Source organism: Marinobacter daqiaonensis, assembly GCF_900115285.1.
In the GTDB taxonomy this organism is placed as follows: Bacteria; Pseudomonadota; Gammaproteobacteria; order Pseudomonadales; family Oleiphilaceae; genus Marinobacter; species Marinobacter daqiaonensis.
Genome location: NZ_FOYW01000001.1, coordinates 164,463 through 187,414, shown reverse-complemented (window position 1 = coordinate 187,414; position 22,952 = coordinate 164,463). Strand labels below are relative to the sequence as shown.

General features: G+C 59.6%; 20 protein-coding genes. 13 read left to right on the top strand and 7 right to left on the bottom strand.

What is annotated here, in order from left to right:
- Positions 1-61: 61 nt before the first annotated feature.
- Complete coding sequence (locus tag BM346_RS00815) at positions 62-1,342, top strand: DUF2254 domain-containing protein (RefSeq protein WP_092008423.1); 1,281 nt, start codon at positions 62-64, stop codon at positions 1,340-1,342.
- A gap of 50 nt (positions 1,343-1,392) precedes the next feature.
- On the opposite strand, the gene BM346_RS00810 is transcribed toward BM346_RS00815, so the two are convergent.
- Positions 1,393-2,214, bottom strand: coding sequence for a matrixin family metalloprotease (locus tag BM346_RS00810; protein WP_206675713.1), 822 nt, complete (start codon positions 2,212-2,214; stop codon positions 1,393-1,395).
- Between the two features lie 472 nt (positions 2,215-2,686).
- Here BM346_RS00810 and BM346_RS00805 point away from each other — a divergent pair, with 472 nt between their 5' ends.
- Positions 2,687-3,199 carry a PRC-barrel domain-containing protein gene (locus BM346_RS00805; RefSeq protein ID WP_092008422.1) on the top strand — a complete coding sequence of 171 codons (513 nt, stop codon included), beginning with the start codon at positions 2,687-2,689 and terminating at the stop codon, positions 3,197-3,199.
- Positions 3,200-3,299: 100 nt separating this feature from the next.
- On the opposite strand, the gene BM346_RS00800 is transcribed toward BM346_RS00805, so the two are convergent.
- From BM346_RS00800 to BM346_RS00790, 3 genes are all read right to left on the bottom strand, one after another.
- A complete protein-coding gene (locus tag BM346_RS00800) occupies positions 3,300-3,968 on the bottom strand; it encodes a hypothetical protein (RefSeq protein ID WP_139229882.1) in 669 nt (222 codons plus the stop codon).
- A gap of 345 nt (positions 3,969-4,313) precedes the next feature.
- Positions 4,314-4,712 carry a DUF1330 domain-containing protein gene (locus BM346_RS00795; RefSeq protein ID WP_092008420.1) on the bottom strand — a complete coding sequence of 133 codons (399 nt, stop codon included), beginning with the start codon at positions 4,710-4,712 and terminating at the stop codon, positions 4,314-4,316.
- Positions 4,713-4,840: 128 nt separating this feature from the next.
- Positions 4,841-5,635 carry a DUF1206 domain-containing protein gene (locus tag BM346_RS00790; protein ID WP_092008419.1) on the bottom strand — a complete coding sequence of 265 codons (795 nt, stop codon included), beginning with the start codon at positions 5,633-5,635 and terminating at the stop codon, positions 4,841-4,843.
- Between BM346_RS00790 and BM346_RS00785 the strand changes: the two genes are divergently transcribed.
- Positions 5,616-6,326 carry a cytochrome c gene (locus tag BM346_RS00785; protein WP_139229881.1) on the top strand — a complete coding sequence of 237 codons (711 nt, stop codon included), beginning with the start codon at positions 5,616-5,618 and terminating at the stop codon, positions 6,324-6,326. The genes BM346_RS00790 and BM346_RS00785 overlap by 20 nt on opposite strands.
- Positions 6,327-6,358: 32 nt before the next feature.
- On the opposite strand, the gene BM346_RS00780 is transcribed toward BM346_RS00785, so the two are convergent.
- Together BM346_RS00780 and BM346_RS00775 are read right to left on the bottom strand one after the other, a co-directional pair.
- On the bottom strand, positions 6,359-6,589 hold the full coding sequence (locus tag BM346_RS00780; RefSeq protein ID WP_092008417.1) for a ChaB family protein: 231 nt from the start codon (positions 6,587-6,589) through the stop codon (positions 6,359-6,361).
- A gap of 292 nt (positions 6,590-6,881) precedes the next feature.
- On the bottom strand, positions 6,882-8,588 hold the full coding sequence (locus tag BM346_RS00775; protein WP_092008416.1) for a methyl-accepting chemotaxis protein: 1,707 nt from the start codon (positions 8,586-8,588) through the stop codon (positions 6,882-6,884).
- Between the two features lie 288 nt (positions 8,589-8,876).
- On the opposite strand from BM346_RS00775, the gene BM346_RS00770 reads away from it, so the two are divergent.
- From BM346_RS00770 to BM346_RS00735, 8 genes are all read left to right on the top strand, one after another.
- A complete protein-coding gene (locus tag BM346_RS00770) occupies positions 8,877-11,108 on the top strand; it encodes an OsmC domain/YcaO domain-containing protein (RefSeq protein ID WP_092008415.1) in 2,232 nt (743 codons plus the stop codon).
- 48 nt (positions 11,109-11,156) lie between these two features.
- A complete protein-coding gene (locus tag BM346_RS00765) occupies positions 11,157-11,822 on the top strand; it encodes a cupin domain-containing protein (protein WP_092008414.1) in 666 nt (221 codons plus the stop codon).
- A 372-nt stretch (positions 11,823-12,194) separates the two neighbouring features.
- Positions 12,195-12,980, top strand: coding sequence for an SDR family oxidoreductase (locus BM346_RS00760; RefSeq protein WP_092008413.1), 786 nt, complete (start codon positions 12,195-12,197; stop codon positions 12,978-12,980).
- A 255-nt stretch (positions 12,981-13,235) separates the two neighbouring features.
- Positions 13,236-14,825 carry an ABC-F family ATPase gene (locus tag BM346_RS00755; protein WP_092008412.1) on the top strand — a complete coding sequence of 530 codons (1,590 nt, stop codon included), beginning with the start codon at positions 13,236-13,238 and terminating at the stop codon, positions 14,823-14,825.
- Between the two features lie 97 nt (positions 14,826-14,922).
- Positions 14,923-15,801 carry an alpha/beta fold hydrolase gene (locus BM346_RS00750; RefSeq protein ID WP_092008411.1) on the top strand — a complete coding sequence of 293 codons (879 nt, stop codon included), beginning with the start codon at positions 14,923-14,925 and terminating at the stop codon, positions 15,799-15,801.
- A gap of 63 nt (positions 15,802-15,864) precedes the next feature.
- Positions 15,865-16,560 (top strand): hypothetical protein, encoded by a 696-nt coding sequence (locus BM346_RS00745; protein WP_092008410.1) that lies wholly within the window; start codon positions 15,865-15,867, stop codon positions 16,558-16,560.
- A gap of 59 nt (positions 16,561-16,619) precedes the next feature.
- On the top strand, positions 16,620-17,162 hold the full coding sequence (locus BM346_RS00740; protein WP_092008409.1) for a VIT1/CCC1 transporter family protein: 543 nt from the start codon (positions 16,620-16,622) through the stop codon (positions 17,160-17,162).
- A gap of 133 nt (positions 17,163-17,295) precedes the next feature.
- A complete protein-coding gene (locus tag BM346_RS00735) occupies positions 17,296-17,865 on the top strand; it encodes an HdeD family acid-resistance protein (RefSeq protein WP_092008408.1) in 570 nt (189 codons plus the stop codon).
- 44 nt (positions 17,866-17,909) lie between these two features.
- Here BM346_RS00735 and BM346_RS00730 read toward each other — a convergent pair whose 3' ends face one another.
- Positions 17,910-18,335, bottom strand: a complete 426-nt coding sequence (locus BM346_RS00730; protein WP_092008407.1) for a DUF4174 domain-containing protein — start codon at positions 18,333-18,335, stop codon at positions 17,910-17,912.
- A gap of 577 nt (positions 18,336-18,912) precedes the next feature.
- Here BM346_RS00730 and BM346_RS00725 point away from each other — a divergent pair.
- Together BM346_RS00725 and BM346_RS00720 are read left to right on the top strand one after the other, a co-directional pair.
- Positions 18,913-22,650, top strand: a complete 3,738-nt coding sequence (locus tag BM346_RS00725) for an AsmA family protein (protein ID WP_092008406.1) — start codon at positions 18,913-18,915, stop codon at positions 22,648-22,650.
- Positions 22,604-22,945, top strand: coding sequence for a BON domain-containing protein (locus BM346_RS00720; RefSeq protein WP_092008405.1), 342 nt, complete (start codon positions 22,604-22,606; stop codon positions 22,943-22,945). Before BM346_RS00725 ends, BM346_RS00720 begins: the two co-directional genes overlap by 47 nt.
- Positions 22,946-22,952: the final 7 nt, after the last annotated feature.

Sequence of the window (22,952 nt, the reverse complement as noted above, 5' to 3'; positions counted from 1 at the left end):
AGTCCGGGCGTTTTCATGCCCTGCTCCTGTCCATCCTGTACACTACATGGAAGATACGACGATGGCCCGATCAAAACTGTTCACCTCGGACAGGCTGCGCTTTCTGTACAGCCGGATCAAGGAGCGATTGTGGGTGAAACCCCTGGTCCTGTGCGTGCTTTCGATCGGTGCTACATTCCTCGCGAGACTGGCGGACAACACCGGGCTTGCCAGCGTGTTGCCCGAGATTAACCTGGAATCCGTCGAGTCCCTGCTCTCAATCATGGCCTCCAGCATGCTGGTTATCGCGACGTTTGCGGTGGGCTCCATGATCGCCGCTTATGCCTCCGCCAGCACCGGCGCGACGCCGCGTTCCATACCCCTGGTTATTGATGATGACGTTTCCCAGAATGCCTTGTCTGTATTCATAGGGGCCTTCATCTTCAGTGTTGTTTCCCTGACAGCCGTCCAGAATGACCTTTTCGACTCTGCCGGACTGTTTGCCGTGTTCGTACTCACCCTCCTGGTGCTGGCCGTTGTCATCGTCACGTTCGTTCGATGGGTGGACAGGATTGCCCGGCTGGGCAGGGTGGTGAACACCATCAAGCAGGTCGAAAACGCTGCCGGTGATGCTCTGGATCGTCGCCGCCATGCGCCCACGCTCGGGGCTCTGGCAACCTCCCCGCATCAGGACGCAGACCAGGGTATCGCCGTGTACGCTCCGACGGTTGGTTACATCCAGCATATTGATCTGGAGACGTTACAATCCCGGGCCGAAGCGCTCAATTGCCGCGTAAGGGTGGCAACTCTTCCCGGGACATTTGTGAGCACGAGCAGGCCGCTGCTTTACATCGAGGGGAGTGCGGAGTTCAAGCCGGACGACGTCTCCTCAGCCTTCACGATCGGGGCAAACCGCACCTTCGAGGATGATCCCCGCTTCGGACTTCTTGCGTTGTCCGAGATCGCCGACAAGGCGCTGTCGCCCGGCATAAATGATCCGGGCACCGCGATCAATGTCATTGGTGCACTGGTAAGACTGTTCACCCTTTGGCAATCTCCCCTTGACGATGACCGGTTACAGCCAGTCACCTATGACCGCGTGTCTGTTCCGACGCTGGTGATTGACGACCTGTTCGACGATGCCTTTACCGCAATCGCCCGGGACGGCGCGGGTATCGTGGAAGTGTCCATCCGGCTTCAGAAGGCTTTTCATGCGTTGGCCGAAACGGGCGATAAGGCGATGACGGCCACAGCCCGGGCGCACTCCCGGATGGCGCTGGTCCGCTCGGAGAAGGCCATGACATTCGAGGGCGATATTGATGCGGTGCGTCGCGTTGCCGGGTTTGCTGACGCCCGCCCCTGAGAGCGGTCGGACGCCGGTGGGCGTTTGAATAGTCGTTCATCCGGTCAGGCTCAGAGCGTGCGCGCGTCTTCGTTCCCGGTGGAGCCTGCTGCGGCATTGTCGATGGGAATGATTGGATGGTTCGCTTCGGGCAGCATCTCGATGACACGGGCGTCGGTACCAGTGGCCACCTGGGGACTTTCGGTACGATGGCCGTAGAGCCGACGGACACCGTCGAGATCCCCTGGCTGCAGTTCAGCGAATTCCTCGGTATAGCGGAACCCCATCACCTGCCCGGAAGGGCCGGGGTGATCCAGGCCGATGGCGTGACCGATCTCATGAATCAGCACATAGCGGATATCGTAGACCTCATTGTCGCCGTCAAAGCCCACTTTCCATCTGTGCTGGGGGTTCAGGCATATCAGGGCCTGGTCGATGACGCGGATATCGTCTTTCAGGTCGGGGCCGTAGGCTACATTGGCAAATGCGCGTCCGAACGGCTGACCTTGGGCACCGAGAACAATATCCGCATCCCGGGCATCGTCAACCCGGTGGAATGACAGATTGGCGGCGCGCTCCCAGACCCGGAACGCCGCGGTGGTCTCGCGCACCAGGGTTTCAAAGGACAGGTCCTGCCCGGAAAGCGCTGTCATCGGTGCAAGGTCACCACAGTTGCGCGCATCATCAAACCGCATTACCTGGTCAGCAAAGGCATAGCTGATGCTCGCCCCCTCACCCAGCCTCTGCTCGCCCCACTTGACCTTGTAGCCATCCAGTTCGAGCAGCCGATATCCGACTTCCCGGTTATCGGCAGCCAGTGGACACGCCAATGGCAGGAATGTGGCCAATACCAACCCGAACATGGAACGACGCGCACCCAGAGCTGTTCGCACGGCAGTCTCCGAACAGAAGTAACTGACATCACCGGAATCGACCCGGCAAGCGGGGCCCCTTTCACTCATGCCCGAGCTGAAACGAGCAGCTCCAGAATGCCGGCTATGAAGTCAGGATCTGGATTGCTCCGGCAAGTTACTGGCAATGCTGACAGATGTCTGTAGCGAAAATGTTAAGCGCATAGCCCCTTTTTCCAACGCTCCTGTCGCTGCCATTCCGCCGCCTTTAAGCCCCGAGACGTCCGGTTACCATGGGATGAAAGAAGCGTCATGAAAGAAACGCCGTCTCAGTGCGTCAGCGAACCGACCGGCCAACTCACCCGGCGTACCTTGAAACCTCATCCTGAACTCGATGTTAGGCAGTGATTCAGTCTCAAACCCAAGAACGATACCCGGGAAGAAAAAGCTCTGATGAAGCGGTCAAAAACGGACATTCTGTCCGACTGACGGACCCGGTTCGAAGGAGAATCAGATGAGAACTCTACATTCAGTTGCCTTTTACGCATTGGTTGCCCCAATTATGACGCTGGGGGCAGGTTCCGTGCTGGCTGAGCAATCCGCAGACAAAACCAAAGACAAAGAGATGCATCAACAGAGCTCCCAGAGTGACCAGGGCACCATGCAATCCCAGGACAGGATGGCGCAAGGCGACAACAAAATGCAGGACAAGTCTTCCCTGCCAAGCCAGCGCTACATGCAATCCGCTCCCGCTGAAGGGATGCAGGCGAGCGAGCTGATCGGTGCCGAGGTCAACACCACTGGTGATGAGGAAGTGGGCTCGGTGAGTGATCTGATTATCGACAAGAACGGGCAGGTTGTGGCTCTTGTCGTTGGTGTCGGCGGATTCCTCGGCATGGGTGAAAAAGATGTAGCCATTGGCTGGGACCACCTCACGAAATCAGGCACTGCGGATGAGCAGGAACTTCGGATCAACCTGACCCGAGAGGAATTGCAGTCTGCACCTGAGTACGAAACACAGAAGTAATTTCCAGCCTTCTCCACTGAAGGTTGAGTAATCGGGAGGCAGAGGCGACCGCCTCTGCCATCCCTTTTCTGCGTCGATCAATACCGTCCAGGTGAATCTCCTAAAGGGAAAACCAGTTCCTCTTGATGGTTTCGTATTGCCCTGAGGTGATAACCCCCTCACCCGCGAGCCGGCGCATTTCCACTACTGCCAGGGGTATCCTTTGCTTGCCCACGGGCAGTTGTCGCTGGCCTCGCGCAATGCCGTCGCACACCGTTTCGATAAAGGCAGTCACCTTTTCCTGATCGGTCGCCAGAGCGTCTATGTAGAAAAGCACAACGTCACTATTGAGCGCCAGGAAATCGAACCGGTGACGTCTCAGGCACACGGCCGCCAGCATCAGTATCAGCGAGACCACCACCGGCACCCCAAGCCAAAGCGGCGAGAACGGAACCAGCGAATAAACGCTCGCAGGCAGTATCAGCAGGCAGACGGAAAAGAACCAGAGTGCATAGCGGTAATCCTTGACCTCCCGGGGCGTCGGTTCCACGAAAGTCAGGTCAATGACCTGCTCGGGGAGCTCTTTTCTGCGTCGATGAGTCTTGATGGAGAGATAATGGCCGTTGAATCGCTTGAACAGCGTACTGGTTTTGCCCCGGCCGCTGGTCTGACGAAACTTGTTCTCAACCCTCCAGGTCTTTCTGGGAGGGACTGCCCAGGTCTGGCGCTGCATGTCATTACCAGGCAGATTCCAGCTGTCCAGGTTGATGTTCTCAGCCTGATCCATCACGACACTCACCATCGCTTCCCTTTGTCTTTCGGAAAATCGGATTGCCCGGTCGAACCAGATGCAGGCACCCGTCGAGGCCTTTGCTGGGGCGCTGCATTAATTCCGGACAGTTTCCTGATTGTAAATTAATGTCAGAGGGAATTTTCGAGACCTGATCTACGGATTGGAGCGACAGGGGCAACGTATGAGGTGGGAAGCGCGAAAGACGGGCAGATATTGACCGCCGGACGCGTCGGCGCCATGCCCACTTTGATAGGACCCAGCTTCTCCGTCTGCCCCCGGCTCGGGCAGACGGACTGGTAAAAGATCAGGATGAGGACAGGTGTTTACTCTGGCTGGCGTATTCTACGACTCCAGCATGGGCATCAGCCGGGAGTCTTCGATAGCGGCTGTCCGGTGGTGGACAATGCTCTTGTATTCAGGGCTGTCGATCATTTTCAGGAAAGCATCCAGCGAGGGATAGCGCACCAACAGCACCTCGTCCCACTGCTCGTCTTCCGGGCCGATCAGGGTACCGGTTGGCCTCCCGGACCATACCAGCTGCCCGCCGACGGCCTGGATACAACGGATGGCCCCACGCCCATACTCCCGATAGGCGTCACGACCACTGACACCGCCGCCTCGCTCTTTATAGTCCGCCTGTTCGCGGAACTTCAGCAGATTCAGCATTACCACTGGCTGGCCCTTTGGGGTTTTTGACAGCACTTCGGACATTGCGGTGGACGTGGGATTTATTGTTTTCAAGGGATAGCTCTCCGTATACGTCGTTTTTTAGTGGGTTATCATTACCACTGGGACGATAGCGAAGCCAACCTCAAAAAGCAGCCACCTGCCGGGGCCAGCACTCACCGAAGCCGAAGCTGTCTGATGGTTCAGACCTCCTGCATGTCGATGCGACGGTAAAGCGCTTCGAGAATGCCATAGATTCCGAAAGAGAACAGACCCGCGGCGACCACGGCCAGCAACCATTGACCATAATCGGCGGTACGAACGGCATCGAGCGCCGCCGCGATCCCCTTTATCTCACCCTGAGAAGCGGTTATCGCCGAGTTGACCAGGAACCAGCCGATGATGAACCACACGATACCTCGCGCAATGAGGCCAAAGCGGCAAACCGGATCCGCCCAGGCCTTTTTGTCCGGGGGAATGCTCATGTGGCGCTCGAACCGGGCCGCCACTCCCTTGTATACCTGCGCAAATCCGGCAACAAAAACCGCGATACCCGCGACGGCCAGAACGATCTGTCCTACATCCGTGGCGAGGAATGATTCCCTGCCCTGCCCGCCGGAAGAGCCGCCGTTGCCGGGAATAAGCAGGCCGATGGCCCAGACCGCCAGGACAGCGTGGGTAACCGAGCTTGCCAGCAGGCCCGCACGCACAACGATACCCTTTGCTGAACGGCCGTGGCCGTCGGTGTCCTTGACCGCCTGAAGGAACCGCCAGGCCACATACCCCAGGAGGCCCACTATCATTAATCCCAGCAAGACCCGGCCAAAAGGCTGCCTGAGTATTTCCAGAATCGCACCGCGACTGTCGGTAGTACCGCCACCTTCACCAAATGCGGTAAGGAGGGCAAGGCCTCCTATCACCAGGTAAACGACACCTCGCGAGCCATAGCCCAGCTGAGCCCATCGTTTGAAGTTCCGCTTGACCGCTATTTCAGACATTCAGCTTCCCCTGCTAACTGGTGATGACCAAACGCCGCTTTCCTTTGGCCGGTACTCAGAATCTAGTTTATGGGGCAGCGAAGACAAATCTCTGTCGGGCCGCCCGCCTGACGCGGACGGCTTGTTAACCCTGAATCCGGCCAGGGCGCCTCCCCTGACAAACTCCAGATGCAATGCTATGGTCTTTTTAAACCTGCAATTAAAAGGAATCTATTTCATGATCGCCATCATCAGAAAAGTCCTGGGAAGCTTTTCGCTGTGCCTGGCCCTGGCAATCAGCCCCCTGGCGGCTGAGCCCGTAACGCCTGATCTCACCGACAAACTACGCCGTCTGCTGCAGGAAGAAATGCGTTCGATACAGGGCGCCATGACGTCCATCCATTCAGCCATGGTGATGGGCCAGCATGAGGCTGTTGCACAGAGTGCCCAGCAGATTCATGACAGCTTCATTCTTAAGCAGTCATTGACCGAGCAGGACCGCAAAGACCTCGTCTCGGCGGTGCCCGAAGGCTTTATAGAACTGGACAAGGAGTTTCACAGGCTGGCGGCATCACTGGCTGAGGCAGGTCGAAATCGGAACACAAACGAACAACACAGAATCTTCGGTGAAATGACGGGCAACTGCCTCGAGTGCCACAGCGAATACGTGTCAAAACGGTTCCCCGACGTTAACTACGACAAGGAACAGTGAGGCAGGTTAAGGCGAAGCTGGCGTTCCTCCCCTCAATTCGCATCCCTGACCCAGCGGTCACCTTTCTTATGGTACTCCTTCTTGACCGCCGCCCAGGCGACACGGTGAGCCGTTTCTTCCCGGCTGTCGTCGCCACGGCGATCGTCCGGATCGCTGTACTCGTCCCAGGCGGAGTTAAAGGCCTTCCGGTAGATTTCCTGGGCATGGGACGGCAGGTTATCCCTGATATTGTCCGGTAGTTCAGAGTTTTTCTGATAAGGCATGGTTATGTCCTTCTGTCGCTGCGCGGCGGTGGCTGCTTCCTTTCTGCCACCCCAAGCTGTGAGGAGCCTGGAGCCAAAGGAGGAAAGAGTTCCTTCATTAAAGTCGGTAAGAGGACATGGGTAAATATCGCATTTGGCGATAGGGAATCGGTTTCACCCGGAGAAAAGAACGATGGCCATGTTGTCCCAATTGGCAGTAGAGCGCAGCGACGCTTATGGAAACAATGGGCGCAGCAGACAGGCGGGCCTTCGCAGGTCCTGACCCAGATCGTAGAACAGTCTGAAATTCCTGCTATCGCTTCGAGCGCCCACTGGCCTTGAACCACTCCAGCAGGTCCTTCAGTTCCGCGGCGGTCCTGGCGAGCTGGTCTGCCGCAGTATTGATCTGCTGGCTTGACTGCTCTGTATTTGAGGTAATGCGGCTTATGCCACTGACCTGTTCCAGGATCTGCTCTGCCCGCGTCGCATTTTCCTGGAGAGCACCGGCAATATGCTCATTATGGGAACGGCCCTCACTGGATGAAGCCATAATGCCCTGAAACGCCCGCTCTAGCTCATTGGTGACATCCAGCGCCGCCTGGACTTCTGACTGGCACAGTTCCATCGAGGTCGTCGCCTGTGACACCTGGGTTTCAATGGTATCCAGGGCCTTGGCGGCGTCCTGGGTTGCCTCCTGGGTCCGGGTCGAAAGTGCCCGCACCTCGTCGGCAACAACGGAGAAGCCCCTGCCATGCTCCCCTGCCCTGGCCGCCTCAATGGCCGCATTCAGGGCCAGCAGATTGGTCTGTTCCGCAATGGCCTGTATCGTGTCGACCACCTCATGGACTCTCGCGCTGGCTCTGGTGAGGGCTTCCGTCGTGGTGGAGGACTGGCTTACCGCCTGTTGCATGCGGTTCATTCCCGCTACGGCCCGGGTCACACTCTCACCGCCTTCCCGGGCAAGCGTTTCGGTCTGCATCGATACGTCGCGGGTCTCCCTGGCCTTGCCAGCGACCGTCGCTTCACTCTCCGACATCTGCTGGACGGAACCACTGACCACTTTCACTCCCTGTGACTGCTCCTCGGCCCCCTGAAGCAGAGCGTCTGTGGTTGTCGACAGCTCCTCGGCACTGCTGGCCAGGGTCTGGGAAATGGAATGGCTGTCGCTGACCACACGGCTCAGTTGTTGCTGAAGGCGGTTGGTGGCTGCCAGGATCTGACCCATTTCCCCCGGAGCGGTGTACTGTCTGGAATCCAGGTACCCGTCGGCAAGGTTCTGGATAGTCTCCACGGCCTGGGCCACCGAGCGATTCATGGGACGGAGAAGCAGCCAGGCGACAATCCCCAGCACCAGCATGCCCAGGATCAGCACAAGAACGAGAACCGTCACGGCCAGGGAAATCGCGAACTGGGAGAGCTCACCGGTAAGATCCGAGAACTGATGCGCCAGTTCGTTGACCTCCCTTTCTCTGACATCAAGTTCCTCGATAAGCTGTTGGCGCCGCGACGGGTCGGTGGTATTCCTGAGCTCCGCGGCAACGGCGAGTATCTGTTCCGAGACGCCAGAGACTTCAGCCGATAATGCGATCAGCCGCTGGGCGATGGGATTGCTCTCGAGTATCTCCAGGCGCAGGGCAAAGCCCCTGGCCTGGTCCGCGTCCCTGATCTCACGGAAGGTTTGCTGCAGTTGCCGGGCAAACGCCGAGGTGGATTCTGTTTCGAGAAGTTCAGGTGTCGCCGCGAAAAGCTCGCTGTAGGCCAGGGCGCGTCCGAGGCGTTCCTCGAATTCCCCGTAGTCGGCTTCATCCTCTGTATTGACGTACTGGTGCAGGCTGGAACTCGCCCTGAATACATCAACGGTATGGGATCGCTCGAGCCTTGCGATCAGGGTCACCACATCCAGGGTATTGAACACGAAATACGAGACCGAGCCCGCCAGCAGGGTCACCATCACGCCCAACCCCACCAGGAAATAGACCCGGTGCCGTATCAATCCAAACCATTCTTTCAAATGAGCCATTATGGGTTACCGTTCTGCCGACTGACTGGCGGTGCACCTGATACGAGATGCTCCGGGGGATAGATTCCTGACGAATATCAAACTCTTTTACTGATCGGCGGGGCGTCGGGAAACTTTAGTGGCGGGAAGCTGTCCAGCTCCCATTCAATCCGGTGGCAGACACCCGCCGGAGAAGGTCCGCGGAAACGCATTTTGTCGCCACTGGTCGAGACGAAGGCCCGCGAAAACTGGATAATGTCTCCAGCCACGCCCTGGCGCGCCAAATTCTTCAATCCGGATACCCTCGCAATGGAAATCAACGTCAATTTTCTCGACAACCTCAGACTGGAAGCCAAGTTTGATGACTTCACCGTCGTCACGGACCAGCCTATCCGCTACAAGGGAGATGGTTCGGCGCCCAGCCCCTTCGATTATTTCCTCGCGTCCTCGGCGCTCTGCGCGGCCTATTTCGTGCGGGTTTACTGTCTGGCGCGGGACATTCCCACGGAGAATATCCGGTTGTCCCAGAACAACATCGTCGACCCCGAGAATCGCTATAACCAGATTTTCAGGATTGAGGTGGAGTTGCCGGAGGACATTTCCGAGAAGGACCGGCAGGGCATCCTTCGATCGATCGATCGCTGCACGGTCAAGAAGGTGGTGCAGACCGGTCCAACGTTTGAAATCGAGACAGTGGAGAACCTGGACGCTGACGCCCAGGCCCTGCTGATGGTAAAACCGGACAGCGCGCAGAGCACCTACATTGAGGGCAAGGACCTGCCCCTGGAGCAGACCATCGCCAACATGACCGGCATCCTTGCGGACCTGGGCATGAAGATCGAGATCTCCTCCTGGCGTAATATCGTCCCCCATGTATGGTCACTGCACATCCGCGATGCGGCGTCGCCCATGTGCTTTACCAACGGCAAGGGCGCCACCAAGGAAAGCGCCCTGTGTTCCGCTCTGGGGGAGTTCATTGAGCGCCTGAGCTGCAACTTCTTCTACAACGATCAGTTCTTCGGGGAGGAGATCGCCAACAGCGCCTTTGTCCATTACCCGAACGAAGAATGGTTCAAACCGGGACCGAACGACGAGCTTCCCGAAGGCATTCTGGATGACCATTGCCTGGCCATCTATAACCCGGACGGCGAGCTGGCCGGCTCCAACCTCATCGACACGAACTCCGGCAAGGTGGAACGGGGCATCTGTGCCCTGCCCTTTGTCCGGCAGTCCGACGGCGAGGTGGTGTATTTTCCCTCGAACCTCATCGAGAACCTGTTCCTCAGCAACGGCATGAGTGCCGGCAACACCCTGCAGGAGGCCCAGGTACAGTGCCTGTCGGAGATCTTCGAGCGGGCGGTCAAAAAGCAGATTATCGAGGAAGAGATCGCGCTGCCGGACGTGCCCCTGTCGGTGCTGGAGAAGTACCCGAACATTCTGGAAGGCATCCGGGGCCTGGAGCAACAGGGCTTTCCCGTGCTGGTAAAGGACGCCTCCCTGGGTGGTGAATTCCCGGTGATGTGCGTGACCCTGATGAACCCCAGGACCGGCGGTGTGTTCGCCTCCTTCGGGGCGCACCCAAGCTTCGAGGTGGCCCTGGAGCGCAGCCTCACCGAGCTTATGCAGGGCCGCAGCTTTGAAGGCCTGAATGACGTACCGCCGCCCACCTTCAACAGTCTGGCGGTGGCCGAGCCCAATAACTTCGTGGAGCACTTTATCGACTCCACCGGGGTGGTGTCCTGGCGTTTCTTCAGTGCCCGGTCGGACTACGAGTTCTGCGAGTGGGATTTCTCCGGTACCAACGAAGAGGAAGCCAACCGTCTGTTCGGTATCCTCGAGGATCTGGGCAAGGAGGCCTACATGGCAGTGCACGAGGACCTGGGCGCGCCGGTCTGCCGCATCCTGGTGCCGGGCTATTCCGAGGTTTACGAGGTGGAGGACCTGATCTGGGACAACACCAACAAGGCCCTGGACTACCGGGAGGACATCCTCAACCTCCACTCTCTGGACGACGAGCAACTGAATGATCTGGCCGAGCGTCTGGAAGAAAGCCAGATGGACGACTACACGGACATCATTACCCTCATCGGCATCGAGTTCGACGAGAACACGGTCTGGGGCCAGCTCACCATCCTGGAGCTGAAGCTGCTGATCAACCTTGCCCTGCAGCAGCACGAGGAAGCCCTGGAACGGACGGAAGCCTTCCTCCAGTTCAACGACAATACCGTCGAACGCAACCTGTTCTACCGGGCGGTGAACGCGGTTCTGGAAATCGCCCTTGATGACGAGCTGGAGCTGAGTGACTACGAGGTCAACCTCCGGCGAATGTTTGGCGATGAAACCATGGATGCGGTGATCGGCTCGGTGAACGGTGAGGTGCGTTTCCACGGCCTGACCCCAACCAACATGCAGCTGGAAGGTCTGGACAAGCACCTGCGCCTGATCGAGAGTTACCGGAAACTGCACGCCTTGCGGGGGGCGAAAGCCGGCGGCAACGTTGTGGCCCGGAGCAGGCCTGTGGCGGATAAGCATCCGGTCTAGCGCCGGTTACGTAAGCATCTTACCAAATTCATGACTGGGGGATCAGAGATGCTGAACATGGACTTCGACCGCAGGGTGGTCATCGACACCAACCGGCAGGACTGGATTCCCAGTCCGGCCGGCGGCGTACTGCGCAAGCCTCTGGCGAGGCAGGAGGCGGAGCGGGGCCATGCCACCAGCGTGGTACGTTACGAGCCCGGCGCCAGTTTCCAACGCCACGAACACCCCCTCGGCGAGGAAATCCTGGTGCTGGAGGGGGTATTCTCCGATGAAACCGGAGATTTTCCCGCCGGCACCTACTTCCGCAATCCGCCGGGAAGTGGCCATGCGCCCTTCTCGCGGGAAGGTTGTACGCTGCTGGTCAAGCTGCATCAGTTCGCCCCTGGCGACCAGGCCCGGGTACGGGTGGATACACGGACCACACCGTGGCTGCCCGGAATCGGAGGGCTGGAAGTGATGCCCCTACACGAGTTCGAGCACGAGCATGTGGCGCTGGTGAAGTGGCCCACCCGCGAGAAGTTCCAGCCCCACCGTCATTTTGGCGGCGAGGAGATTTTCGTCCTTTCGGGTGAGTTCTGTGATGAACACGGTCGCTACCCCGCAGGCACGTGGACACGCAGCCCCCACCTGAGTCAGCACCACCCGTTCGTGGAACAGGAAACCATTATCTGGGTGAAAACCGGCCACCTCCCCGTCACTCACGGCAACCCGTGAGCAGCCGGCGAGGCCGGATGCGCTACCTTTGAGTTGCTTCCCTGCCAATCGCCTCGAAAATGTCGTCCAGCTCCCGGGCAATGAATTCCAGTTCCTCGCCAGCCTCTTCACGGTACGGCGCAAACACATGGCTTGGCTTTTTTCATGACAGGCTGGCCGTACCGTCGTCGTTTTCGCTGGCATTTCTGTCGAGCCGGCCCGCCCCCGGAGATTGCCATATCATGGGCGCCCACCCGCCCTACTCATCATCAGGTGGTGAACAATCCCGCCAGCAGTGCTACCTTTGCCTGTCGACCGTTTGCAGTGAGCGCGAATGGCGCCCCCTGTATCTGCATGAAACCATGACAAAAATTAACCAATGGAGACACAACAATGTTTGAGAACCTGTTTTCCCTGAAAGGCCGTACGGCGCTGGTAACCGGGGGATCCCGCGGCATTGGCAAGATGATTGCCGCGGGCTTTATCGCCCAGGGTGCGAAGGTGTATATCTCCTCGCGCAAGGCGGACCAGTGCGACGCGACCGCTGAGGAACTCTCCAAGGGCAACGGCATGTGTATCTCCCTGCCCCAGGATATCTCAACGGTGGAAGGCTGCCGGGAGCTCACCGAAAAGCTGAAGGCCCAGGAAGATCACCTGGACATCCTGGTCAACAACGCCGGTGCTGCCTGGGGCGCCGACTTCGACGAGTTTCCAGAGCACGGCTGGGACAAGGTCATGGACCTGAACCTGAAGTCACCGTTCTTCCTGACCCAGGCCCTCCATGGAATGCTGAAAGCCGGTGCCTCCGACCAGCAGCCCGCCAAGGTGATCAATATCGCCTCAATCGACGGCATCCGCCTGAATCCCTGGGAAACCTATTCCTACCATGCCTCCAAGTCCGGCCTGATCTTCCTGACCCGCCGGATAGCCGCAAAACTGATCGAGGATCGTATTGTGGTGAGTGCCATTGCCCCGGGCCCATTCCCGTCGGAAATGAATCGCACGGCCCGGGACGAGGCTGATGAAGTGGCCAGGAAGACACCGCTTGGCCGGGTGGGTACTGACGAGGATATGGCCGGCGCCGCCATCTACCTCGCCTCAAGGGCGGGCGATTACGTGGTGGGCGACACCATTGCCGTGGATGGCGGTCACGCCTACGCAAAACTGCCGGCAAACTGAGCGGGCATCCCGGACTTTAGTTTCAAGCTATAGACCGGGCGCAGGCATCGTTTTCCGGAAGGGGGAATGGTGCCTGCACCGGATGCAGTCGCCGACGAACGCCTTTCCCGGAAAGAGCAGAGTCGTAGCGGCATTTCCCGAGTCAGGCCGCCTATGACTCCTCCTCAATAGCCTGTACACTACGCGACCAATTTTTCCGCTATTGCCGTTGCCCGACGGTGGCTGCAATCGCTCTTCCCTCCAGGACTGTCTCTTTTGATCTCTACCGCGAATATAACCATGCAATTCGGGGCGAAGCCCCTGTTTGAAAATGTTTCCGTCAAGTTTGGCGGTGGCAACCGCTATGGCCTGATCGGCGCCAACGGCTCCGGCAAGTCCACCTTCATGAAAATTCTTGGCGGGGAGCTTGAGCCCAGCAGCGGCCAGGTCATGCTGGCGCCGGGCGTGCGTCTGGGTAAGCTCCGCCAGGACCAGTTCGCCTATGAGGACTTCACGGTACTCGATACGGTTATCATGGGCCACGAGGATCTGTGGCGGGTCCATGCGGAACGGGAGCGCATCTACGGCAAGGAAGAGATGTCCGAAGAGGATGGCATGGCCATTGGTGAGCTGGAGAACGAATACGCGGAACTCGATGGCTACACCGCCGAGTCCCGTGCCGGCGAGCTCCTCATGGGGCTGGGCATTCCCCTGGAGCAGCACACCGGCCCCATGAGCGAGATTGCTCCGGGCTGGAAGCTGCGGGTGCTGCTGGCCCAGGCCCTGTTCTCCGATCCGGATATACTGTTGCTGGATGAGCCCACCAACCACCTGGACATCAACACCATCGGCTGGCTGGAGCAGATCCTGATCGCCCGGGAAAGTACCATCATCATCATCTCCCACGACCGTCACTTTCTGAACAGTGTATGTACCCACATGGCGGATCTGGATTACGGTGAACTGCGCCAGTTCCCCGGCAACTATGACGAATACATGACCGCTGCGACCATGGCCCGGGAACGTGTCCAGGCGGACAATGCCAAGAAGAAGGCCCAGATCGCGGAGTTACAGACCTTTGTCAGCCGTTTTTCCGCCAATGCGTCCAAGGCCAAGCAGGCCACCAGCCGTGCCCGTCAGATCGACAAGATCCAGCTGGAGGAAGTCCGTCCCTCCAGCCGCGTAAGCCCGTTCATCCGCTTCGACCAGAACCGTAAACTCCACCGCCAGGCCGTGGTTATGGACAAGGTCAGCCAGGGCTTCGACGAGGAAACACTGTTCCGGAACCTCAGCCTCCAGATCGAGGCCGGCGAACGGGTCGCCATCATCGGCCCCAACGGCATTGGCAAGACCACCATGCTCCGCACGCTGGTAGACGACCTGGCGCCCCGTGGCGGGACGGTCAAGTGGGCGGACGCCGCCGACGTGGGCTATTTTGCCCAGGAACACGGCGACGACTTTGCCCGCGACGACAACCTCTTCGACTGGATGGCGCAATGGACGGACGGGGGCGAGCAGCTGGTACGTGGAACCCTGGGCCGCATGCTGTTTTCCGCCGACGACATCGCCAAGTCGGTGCGGGTGATCTCCGGCGGTGAGCAGGGTCGCATGCTGTTCGGCAAACTGATCCTGCAGAAGCCCAACGTGCTGGTCATGGACGAGCCCACCAACCACCTGGACATGGAATCCATCGAAGCCCTCAACCTGGCCCTGGAGAACTATCCGGGCACGTTGATCTTCGTCAGTCATGACCGGGCTTTCGTATCCAGCCTGGCCACCCGCATCATCGAACTGTCGGAAAACGGAGTGACCGACTTCAGTGGCAGCTATGATGATTACCTGAGAAACCTGGGAATGGTGGTGTAAGGGGGATCCGGCAGCGGATGGACTTGATCCCAGCGATTTGAGCCATAATACAGTCCCATGAACGGATCGATTGTGTGTCAGCCACGGAGATAAAAGCTTGCTGTTTCCAGGAGACTTTGAAGAAATCCGGATAAAGACCACCGAAGCGGAGATCAACCTGGTTCATGGGGGCTCCGGTCCTCCCCTGCTGCTGCTGCACGGCTATCCGCAAACCCATGCCATGTGGCACCAGGCGGCTCCTGAGCTGGCCCGCCATTTCCATGTGATCTGTCCCGATCTGCGCGGATATGGCGACAGTTCCGTGCCTGTGAGTACCCCGGACCATGCCCCGTACTCCAAACGGGCCATGGCCCGGGACATGGCCGAGCTCATGACGGATCTCGGCCATGACCGATTCTTCGTGGCGGGGCACGACCGGGGCGCGCGGGTCACCCACCGGCTGGCGCTGGACTATCCCGAGAGGATCCGGAAGGCCTGTGTGATGGACATTGTGCCCACGCTTCACATGTTCAGGACCACCGACGAGCATTTCGCCACCGGTTACTACCACTGGTTTTTCCTGATCCAGCCGGATGGCCTGCCGGAGCGAATGATCGGTTCCGACCCCGATTACTACCTGTCGGAAAAACTCCGGCGATGGAGCGCCCCCGGCGCACACTTCGACGAAAACGCGGTAGCCGAATACCAGCGCTGCTTCCGGAGACCGGAAACCATCCACGCCACCTGCGAGGATTATCGCGCTGCCGCCACCGTGGATCTGGAGCACGACGAACAGGACCTGGAGAATCCGGTCCGGTGTCCCTTGCTGGTGTTATGGGGCAGCCAGGGTTTTGTGAACCGAACCTATGACGTGCTCGGGGTCTGGCGACAGTATGCCGGCCAGGTTGAAGGCCGGGCCCTGGACTGCGGCCACTTTCTGCCGGAAGAGGCGCCGGTCCCGGTGACGGGGGAACTGATCCGTTTTTTCGCAGAGTAACGTCAATCGTGCGTATTTACTGATATAAACCTACCGATACACCGACAGACAATAGGAACCCGGATGTTCAGGACTCTCATATCGGACAGTGTCATCTTCTTCAGGCAGCATTTCTACCCGATCGCGGCGATAATTCTGCCGATCATCATACCCTTCGAGCTGTTTGCCACGTTCTACCAGCACTTCTTCATCGGCGACGAACTGGCCATGTCGGATCAACTGATCCTGATGATCGTGGCTTTGCTGATCTACCCTGTCTACGCTGGCGGGCTGGTGTTCTATATCGCCTCGGTGCTCAGGCGCGAATCCATCGATAACAGGACCGCCTGGAGACTGGCCATGGCGAACTGGTCACGCTACCTGTTCGTGACCGTGCTGGTGGGCGCCGCCGTGATGTTCGGGCTTTTTCTGCTGATCGTGCCGGGCATTATCCTCGCGGCACGGTACGCCTTCGCGGAATTCGAACTGCTGCTGGACGGCTATGACCCCTTCAACGCCATCAAACAGAGCTGGCAACTGACCCGGGAGCATATGTGGCACCTGGCGGGGGGTTTTGTTCTGATCACGTTTGTCCTGTACCTGCCATACGCCCTGCTGGAGTTCATGGTCAGTCCCGACACTCTGGCTTACTGGTTTATTGGCGGAATACTCAACGCCCTGGTCTCACTCTTCGGAGCGCTCTACACCATCTTCGCGTTCCGGATTTACGACACAGTCAAGCCGCAGCAACCCCCGGAGGCCGGTGACAGTGAGTCCTGAATCCGTATCGCGTTACGGGGTTCCCCTTCAGGGAATTCCTCTCGCAGGAGAGGTGGTCCATGTCGGATAATTCGCCCAGCCGAAGCCGGAAAACGGTTATCCGGCGCTTCCTGCCGGATTTCATCTACGGTGCCAATGATGGCCTGATCACCACGTTCGCCATAGTAGCCGGCGTGGCCGGGGCCGGTCTTTCCAATACCGTGGTGCTGATACTGGGCTTTGCCTCGCTGCTGGCAGACGGATTCTCAATGGCCACCAGTGACTATCTTGCTGAGCGCACCCCGTCGGACAGGGAGTCCGGAAGCCGACGGGCCCCGGCAATGCGCCATGGCCTGGCCACGTTTGTGGGCTTTGTGACCCCCGGCATTGTCCCCCTGGTGGCCTATCTCGTTCCAGTCCCCGACGGTTATCGGTTCCCGCTGGCGGCAGCCATGACCCTAGTCACGCTCTTTATGGTCGGCGCCGGCCGCGGCCTGGTGGCCAATCTGCCGGCATGGCGGGCGGGTCTGGAGATGCTGCTGGTGGGGGCGCTGGCGGCGGGGGTCGCTTATGGTGTGGGATTGCTCGGCTCCATGCTGACAAACGGAGAGGCAATGCTGTAAGCCGCTGCAGCGGGCCGCAGGTCACCCTGGAAAATTTCGCGCCCGGTTGAATTCGCGGAGTCCGACGCCATAGCGGTCTGTAACGGGACACGACCACGAGCCACTCGTCTCGCTATCAGTCAAGGAGCCAGAAATGGAAACCAGACATTATGAGGTGAAAATCGAGAGCAACCTGATCGACGACATCAGGGACCATACCCGCTGGTTCATGGGGTTGGGCATCGTGTTCCTGATACTGGGCATCGCCGCGATTGCCTTTCCCTGGGTTGCCACGCTCTCTCTGGAGATCTTCATTGGCGTACTGTTTGTGATCGCGGGCGTGGCCCAGGCCGTGCAGTCGTTTTCCATTCCACGCTGGGGCGGCTTCTTCCTGAACGTCGGGCTGGCAGTACTGGCCCTGATCATCGGGCTGCTCATGCTGTTCTACCCCCTTGCCGGGGTTATCACGCTGACGTCCCTTGTGGCCGCGTTCCTGCTGATCGCCGGCATCCTCAAGACGGTTTTCGCGTTCCAGGTAAAACCGGCAATCGGCTGGGGCTGGACCCTTGCAGGAGGACTGCTCTCGCTGGCACTCGGCCTGCTGATCCTGTTCCAGCTGACAGAAGCCTACCCCTGGGTGCTGGGCCTTCTGCTGGGCGTCGATTTCGTTTTTACCGGTGTCTGGATGCTGATACTGGCAAGCAAGGCCAGACAGACCCTCTGATGACGGGCGCCGGTAAGGCCGGGAGCGGCCGGGCGCCCTCCCGGTCAGTCTTTCTGCTGCTTCATCTCGCGGATTCTCATGGGCATGCTGTCGATCAGTGAAAACAGATGGTCCATGTCAAGCTGACGGCCCCGGTCTTTCACCCCGCCATCCTTGCCGATCAGAATTACCTCCGTCTGGCCCTCATTCAGCCTGGCACGGACACTTTCTGACAGGGCCGCAGTAAGTCCGTTGATGTTCGATTCAACACTTTCTTCGTCCACCACGAACCAGGCAATGTCCCGCTCCTCAATGCCGTCCCGGAATCGGTTCAGCGCTTCGATGGCTTCGCCTTTGCTTTCCGGGTTACCCACCAGGATGATCCGGTTTTGCCATTGCAGATCCGAGAGCGAATTCATGGTCCTCGCCTCCACTGTCGTGATCACAAGAATGCCCAGTAGCAACAGGGCCGTATGTCTGATCATGTTCATTGGTTTGATGTCCCTCAGGCTGGGAAAAATCGTTGTCCACCTTCATCGCCATGTACGCGCCATAGCCTGATCGGATCGCCCGGACACTAGTGTCCCCGCCGGTTAATTCGCTGACCTATTGCTTGCCGCTGGCGACTCTGGCCAAGGCGTCAGTCCGCAGGTGTGGTGGTTCCACATCAAGGGCTGACAACACAGGTCCAGAGTCGCCAGCGGCAAGCCCTCCGGGAGCCCCTGAAAGCCTTGAGAGCTGTGTTGCGGCGCCTCGATTTGGAACCACCAAACCTTCGACACCGCGCCTTGCTCTCAAGGCTTTCAGGGGCTCAGTAGGTCAGCGAATTAACCGGCCGGGACACTAGCAACCGCCATCCCCTTTGACTATGTTGAAAGAGGTACCAGCACAGTTCAGTCCGCGTTCGTGCAACAGGCGAGATCTGTTATCCGCCCGATCCTCTTTTTTCTGCATCGATGAGGCTAATCATGATGAAGCCGAAAACCACGTGCCGACTCAGCGGCCCCCTCGTTTTTGGCGTACTGATGCCAGGCAATCCCCTCCCTTTGCTACGGGCCCATATTACGCATGGGTAAAAGTAACAGCGCTCCGTCCTCAACCCTGTTCAGGATTCTGAAGTGGACGCTTGCAGCCCTGCTCGTGCTGCTGGTCGTCGCGATCCTTGCGATCGAACTGATGTCGTGGAATTTCCTGAAGGGTCCGATCACCGATCGCGTGGAAGCCATGACCGGTCGCGAAATGGAGATCACCGGTGACATTTCGGTAAGCCTGCTGCCGCGCCCTCATCTGGATATCGGGGAGATGACCCTTGCCAATGCCAGCTGGGCAAGGACTCCGGAGATGGTAGCCATTGACAGCCTCAAGCTGGAACCCTCGCTCACCAGCCTGCTCCAGGGCGAGCTGGCGCTGGAGAACGTGGTGGTTAGAGGACCCACAGTCAATCTCGAAAGCCGCGCCGAAAAACCCGGAAACTGGGTCCTGCCCGCGATGACGAAGCCAGGCGGAACCCCCGACAAGGGTACCAGTGCGACCGAGGGTTCCGGTCAGCCTGAGGAAGATCAGGCGGGGCCACCCGTTTCCATTCAAAGACTCAATATTTACGACGCGGAAATTCGCTACGCCGCGCCGGGAACGGATCAGCCCCAGGTCCTGTCGATCGCCTCACTGACCACATCGGGAGACAGGGTCTCCCTGAACGCCGAAGCCGACCTCGGGATGAGTGGGGAGCGCCTGGTGATACCCGCTGAACTTTCAGCCACCATGGATCCGGGATTCGAGGATAGCCAATGGCACTTACGTGAGATCCAGGCCCGGGTGGGAGACGTGCGGATCGACGGCAACCTGGGCGTGGATACCGGAACGGCTCCGGTTACCCTGAGGGGAGAGCTGCATTCACCCTCCATCAACATCACCGAAATGCTCACGGCCCTGCCTGAATCCCCGGAAGGGGGGCCCCCCGGCATTGCCATACCGGTACTGCCGGATCTGGCGGGTGACATTCATCTGTCGATCGATGAACTCATCCTGGAGCCCGCCACCTTCACAAAGGTGGAGATCAGGCTGCTTCCGGGCCAGCACCAGCTCACCCTGGAAACCCTGGATTTCCAGGTGGCCGGGGGCCGGGGAGAAGCCAGCGCCGACCTCACCAGCAATGAGGATTTCATCACCGCAGAGGTCCAGCTCGACCTTCAGCAAGCGGACCTGCACGCCCTTGGCCTCGGCACGGGGCCCGGACAGGTCCTTGACGTCGAACTCGATCTGGGCCTCGATCAGATCCAGCAGGCTCCTTCCCTGAGCCCTGAGACCCTTCTGAAACACCTGGACCTCGGTGTCGCCACCGCCCACTACCGGACAACGGAACAGCACGCAGGGCCGGAGAGTGACCTGGAACTCAAGCTGGAAAAAGCTGGCGAACCGCCCCGCCCGGCCTTCTCGGCCAACGGGGAATTCCGGGGCAGGGACCTGGAGATGACCGTCGAGGGCGGTCCCCTCACCGACCTGGCGGGTGACCTTTCGGATTACCGGTTACAGGCGCAGGCGCGCAGCGGTGAACTGTATGCCTGGGCCGACACCTCCCTGGGTTCACTGATGACCCCCGCAAGCATCTCCGGCAACCTTGTGTTGGATGGCAGCGACGGACAGGACCTGGAAGCCCTGGCGGGCACAACGTTGCCCCCCCTGCCGGAGTTCCGGCTCTCAGGGCGCATCAACCGCGACGGAGAACAGTGGTCCGTCACCTCCCTGGAGGGCAATGTCGGCGTCACCGAACTCGACGGTGAGGTGCACTATCGCATTGGGAGCCCGCCCACGGTCAATGCTGATCTTCAGGCCGGTCGCATTGAACTCGCCCAATTCATGGGAGATGACACGTCCCCCGGATCGTCACCGGGCGACGGCGCCGGGGACCAGTCTCCCCTGGCCGCGTTGCGAAGCATCGACGGCCAGCTGAACCTGCGGGCACAGACGCTGGTGCTCCCGGGCGCGCCGGAGCTGCGGAATCTGCGGCTCGATGCCGGTCTTGATTCCGGCAGGCTCGAGATAGAACCCCTGGACTTTGACGTCGCCGGCGGCAGCTGGGCAAGCTCCCTGGAACTGGCCGCCGCCAACGAGCCCGCCACCGGTTCCATCGACGCGGAATTCGACAACATCAACCTGAGCCGTTTCGGTGACACTTTCAGCGCCATCGAGGACCGGCTTGGCATCCTCTCGGGGGATGTTCATGTGGAGATCACCGAATCTCTCACCGCTGCCCAGCAGGAGGACCTGGCGCTGCCTTCCATCGACCGGCTAGTCCTGCAGCCGTCCACGCTGAGATTTACCGATGCGGAAACGGATACAGACATGACACTCGATCTGCGAACCCGCGGACTGGATGCCAATGACCAGGCCTTCCACATTGATGGTGACGGGCAATACGATGGCTCCCCCTTTTCACTGACATTCCGTGGCGATCGTCTGCTGGATGCCCGCAAGCCGGAACGGCCCTATAGCCTTGATCTGGTGATGAACGTCGTGGACAGCCGCATTCATGTGGACGGCAGCATCCTGCAGCCACTGGCCCTGAAGGGGTTGAGCCTCAGGCTCGAGCTCGAAGGCCCGAACCCCCACCGGCTTACCCGGCTGCTGGGGATACCGCTGCCGGACCTGCCCCCCTACTCCCTGTCCGGAAATCTGGATTACGCCGACCAGCGGTGGATGGTCACCGATATCGAGGGCGAAGTGGGCGACAGTGACCTGAGCGGCCAACTCGGTCTCGATACCGGTCCACGGCCTCCTCACCTGAGTGCGGACCTGCGCTCCGAGACCATGGATCTGGCGGATCTTGGCGTGCTGGTGGGGGCAGAGCCCCACCCTGCAAAGAGCACGCCCGAGGACGATGACGGGGATTTGCTGCCGGACCAGCCCCTGGTGACATCCGCCTGGCAGGACCTGTCCGCCGATGTCCGGTACCGGGGAAAGAACGTGCGGGCGGCTGACATTCCCCTGAGCGACGTGGAGATCGAATTCGAGCTTGCCGACGGCCAGGGACATTTCAAGCCGGTCCGCTTCGGGGTCGGCAAAGGTCAGGTGGATTTCAATCTCAGCCTGGATGCCAGGCAGGACCCGCCCGAGGGCACACTGGGTGTGGAGGTGCAGGCCGTCAATCTCAGCGAGGTGCTTGGCAACTGGACCCTGACCGATGACGCCGTCGGCATTGTTGGCGGCCAGGGCAAGTTCTGGATTACCGGCTCCTCCATCGCCGAATTCTTCGCCTCGGCGGACGGTGGAATGGTGGTGTTGATGAGCCAGGGCAAGATGGATGCCCTGCTGGTCGAACTGGCCGGCCTCGATGCCGGCCAGGCGTTCCTGAGCTGGCTGCGGTCCCGTGACCCCATCCCGATCGATTGCGCCTATATCGATCTGCAGGCCCGGGACGGTGTCGCCATCATCGACACCCTTGCCATCGATACCGCCGATACCACTTTCACCGGAACCGGCACCGTGAACCTCAACAACGAACTGCTGGACCTTACCCTTACGGCACACCCCAAGGACGTCAGCGTGTTTTCAGGGCGCACCCCGTTTCACATCGGAGGCTCCCTGAGTGAGCCTGAGCCCGGAATACAATCTGACAATCTCGCCCTGCGTGTGGGCGGCAGTGTTGTCCTGGCCGCCGTGGCGGCCCCGGTGGCGGCCCTTTTGCCCCTGCTGGACCTGGGCACCGGGGAGGAAATCGGGTATTGCGAGGGGCTGGCGAGTCGTTCTCTGGAGGCCATCAATGATGAACTGGAAGACGATGATGATCCCGACAGTGACGAAGGTTGACGGACGCTCCCTGGCGCTCTGGCTGTGCCTGGTGCTGACCGGCGGCTGCGCCGGCTTTGGCGGGGAGCCCTCGGCCTACGAGACACAGCAGGGTACCGCGGAGGAGGTCCGCCTGAAGGCTGTCCTGCTTGAAGCGGAGGACCTGGCCGGTTCCGCCATTGACATCACGGTCAACGATGGAGGCATCGTGCTGGAGGGCTTCGTGGAAACCACCGCCCAGCGCCAGCGGGCGGAAGACCTGATGCGGGAATACAGCGACATGGACGATGTCACCAACCGGATCACGGTGAAATAACCGTCCA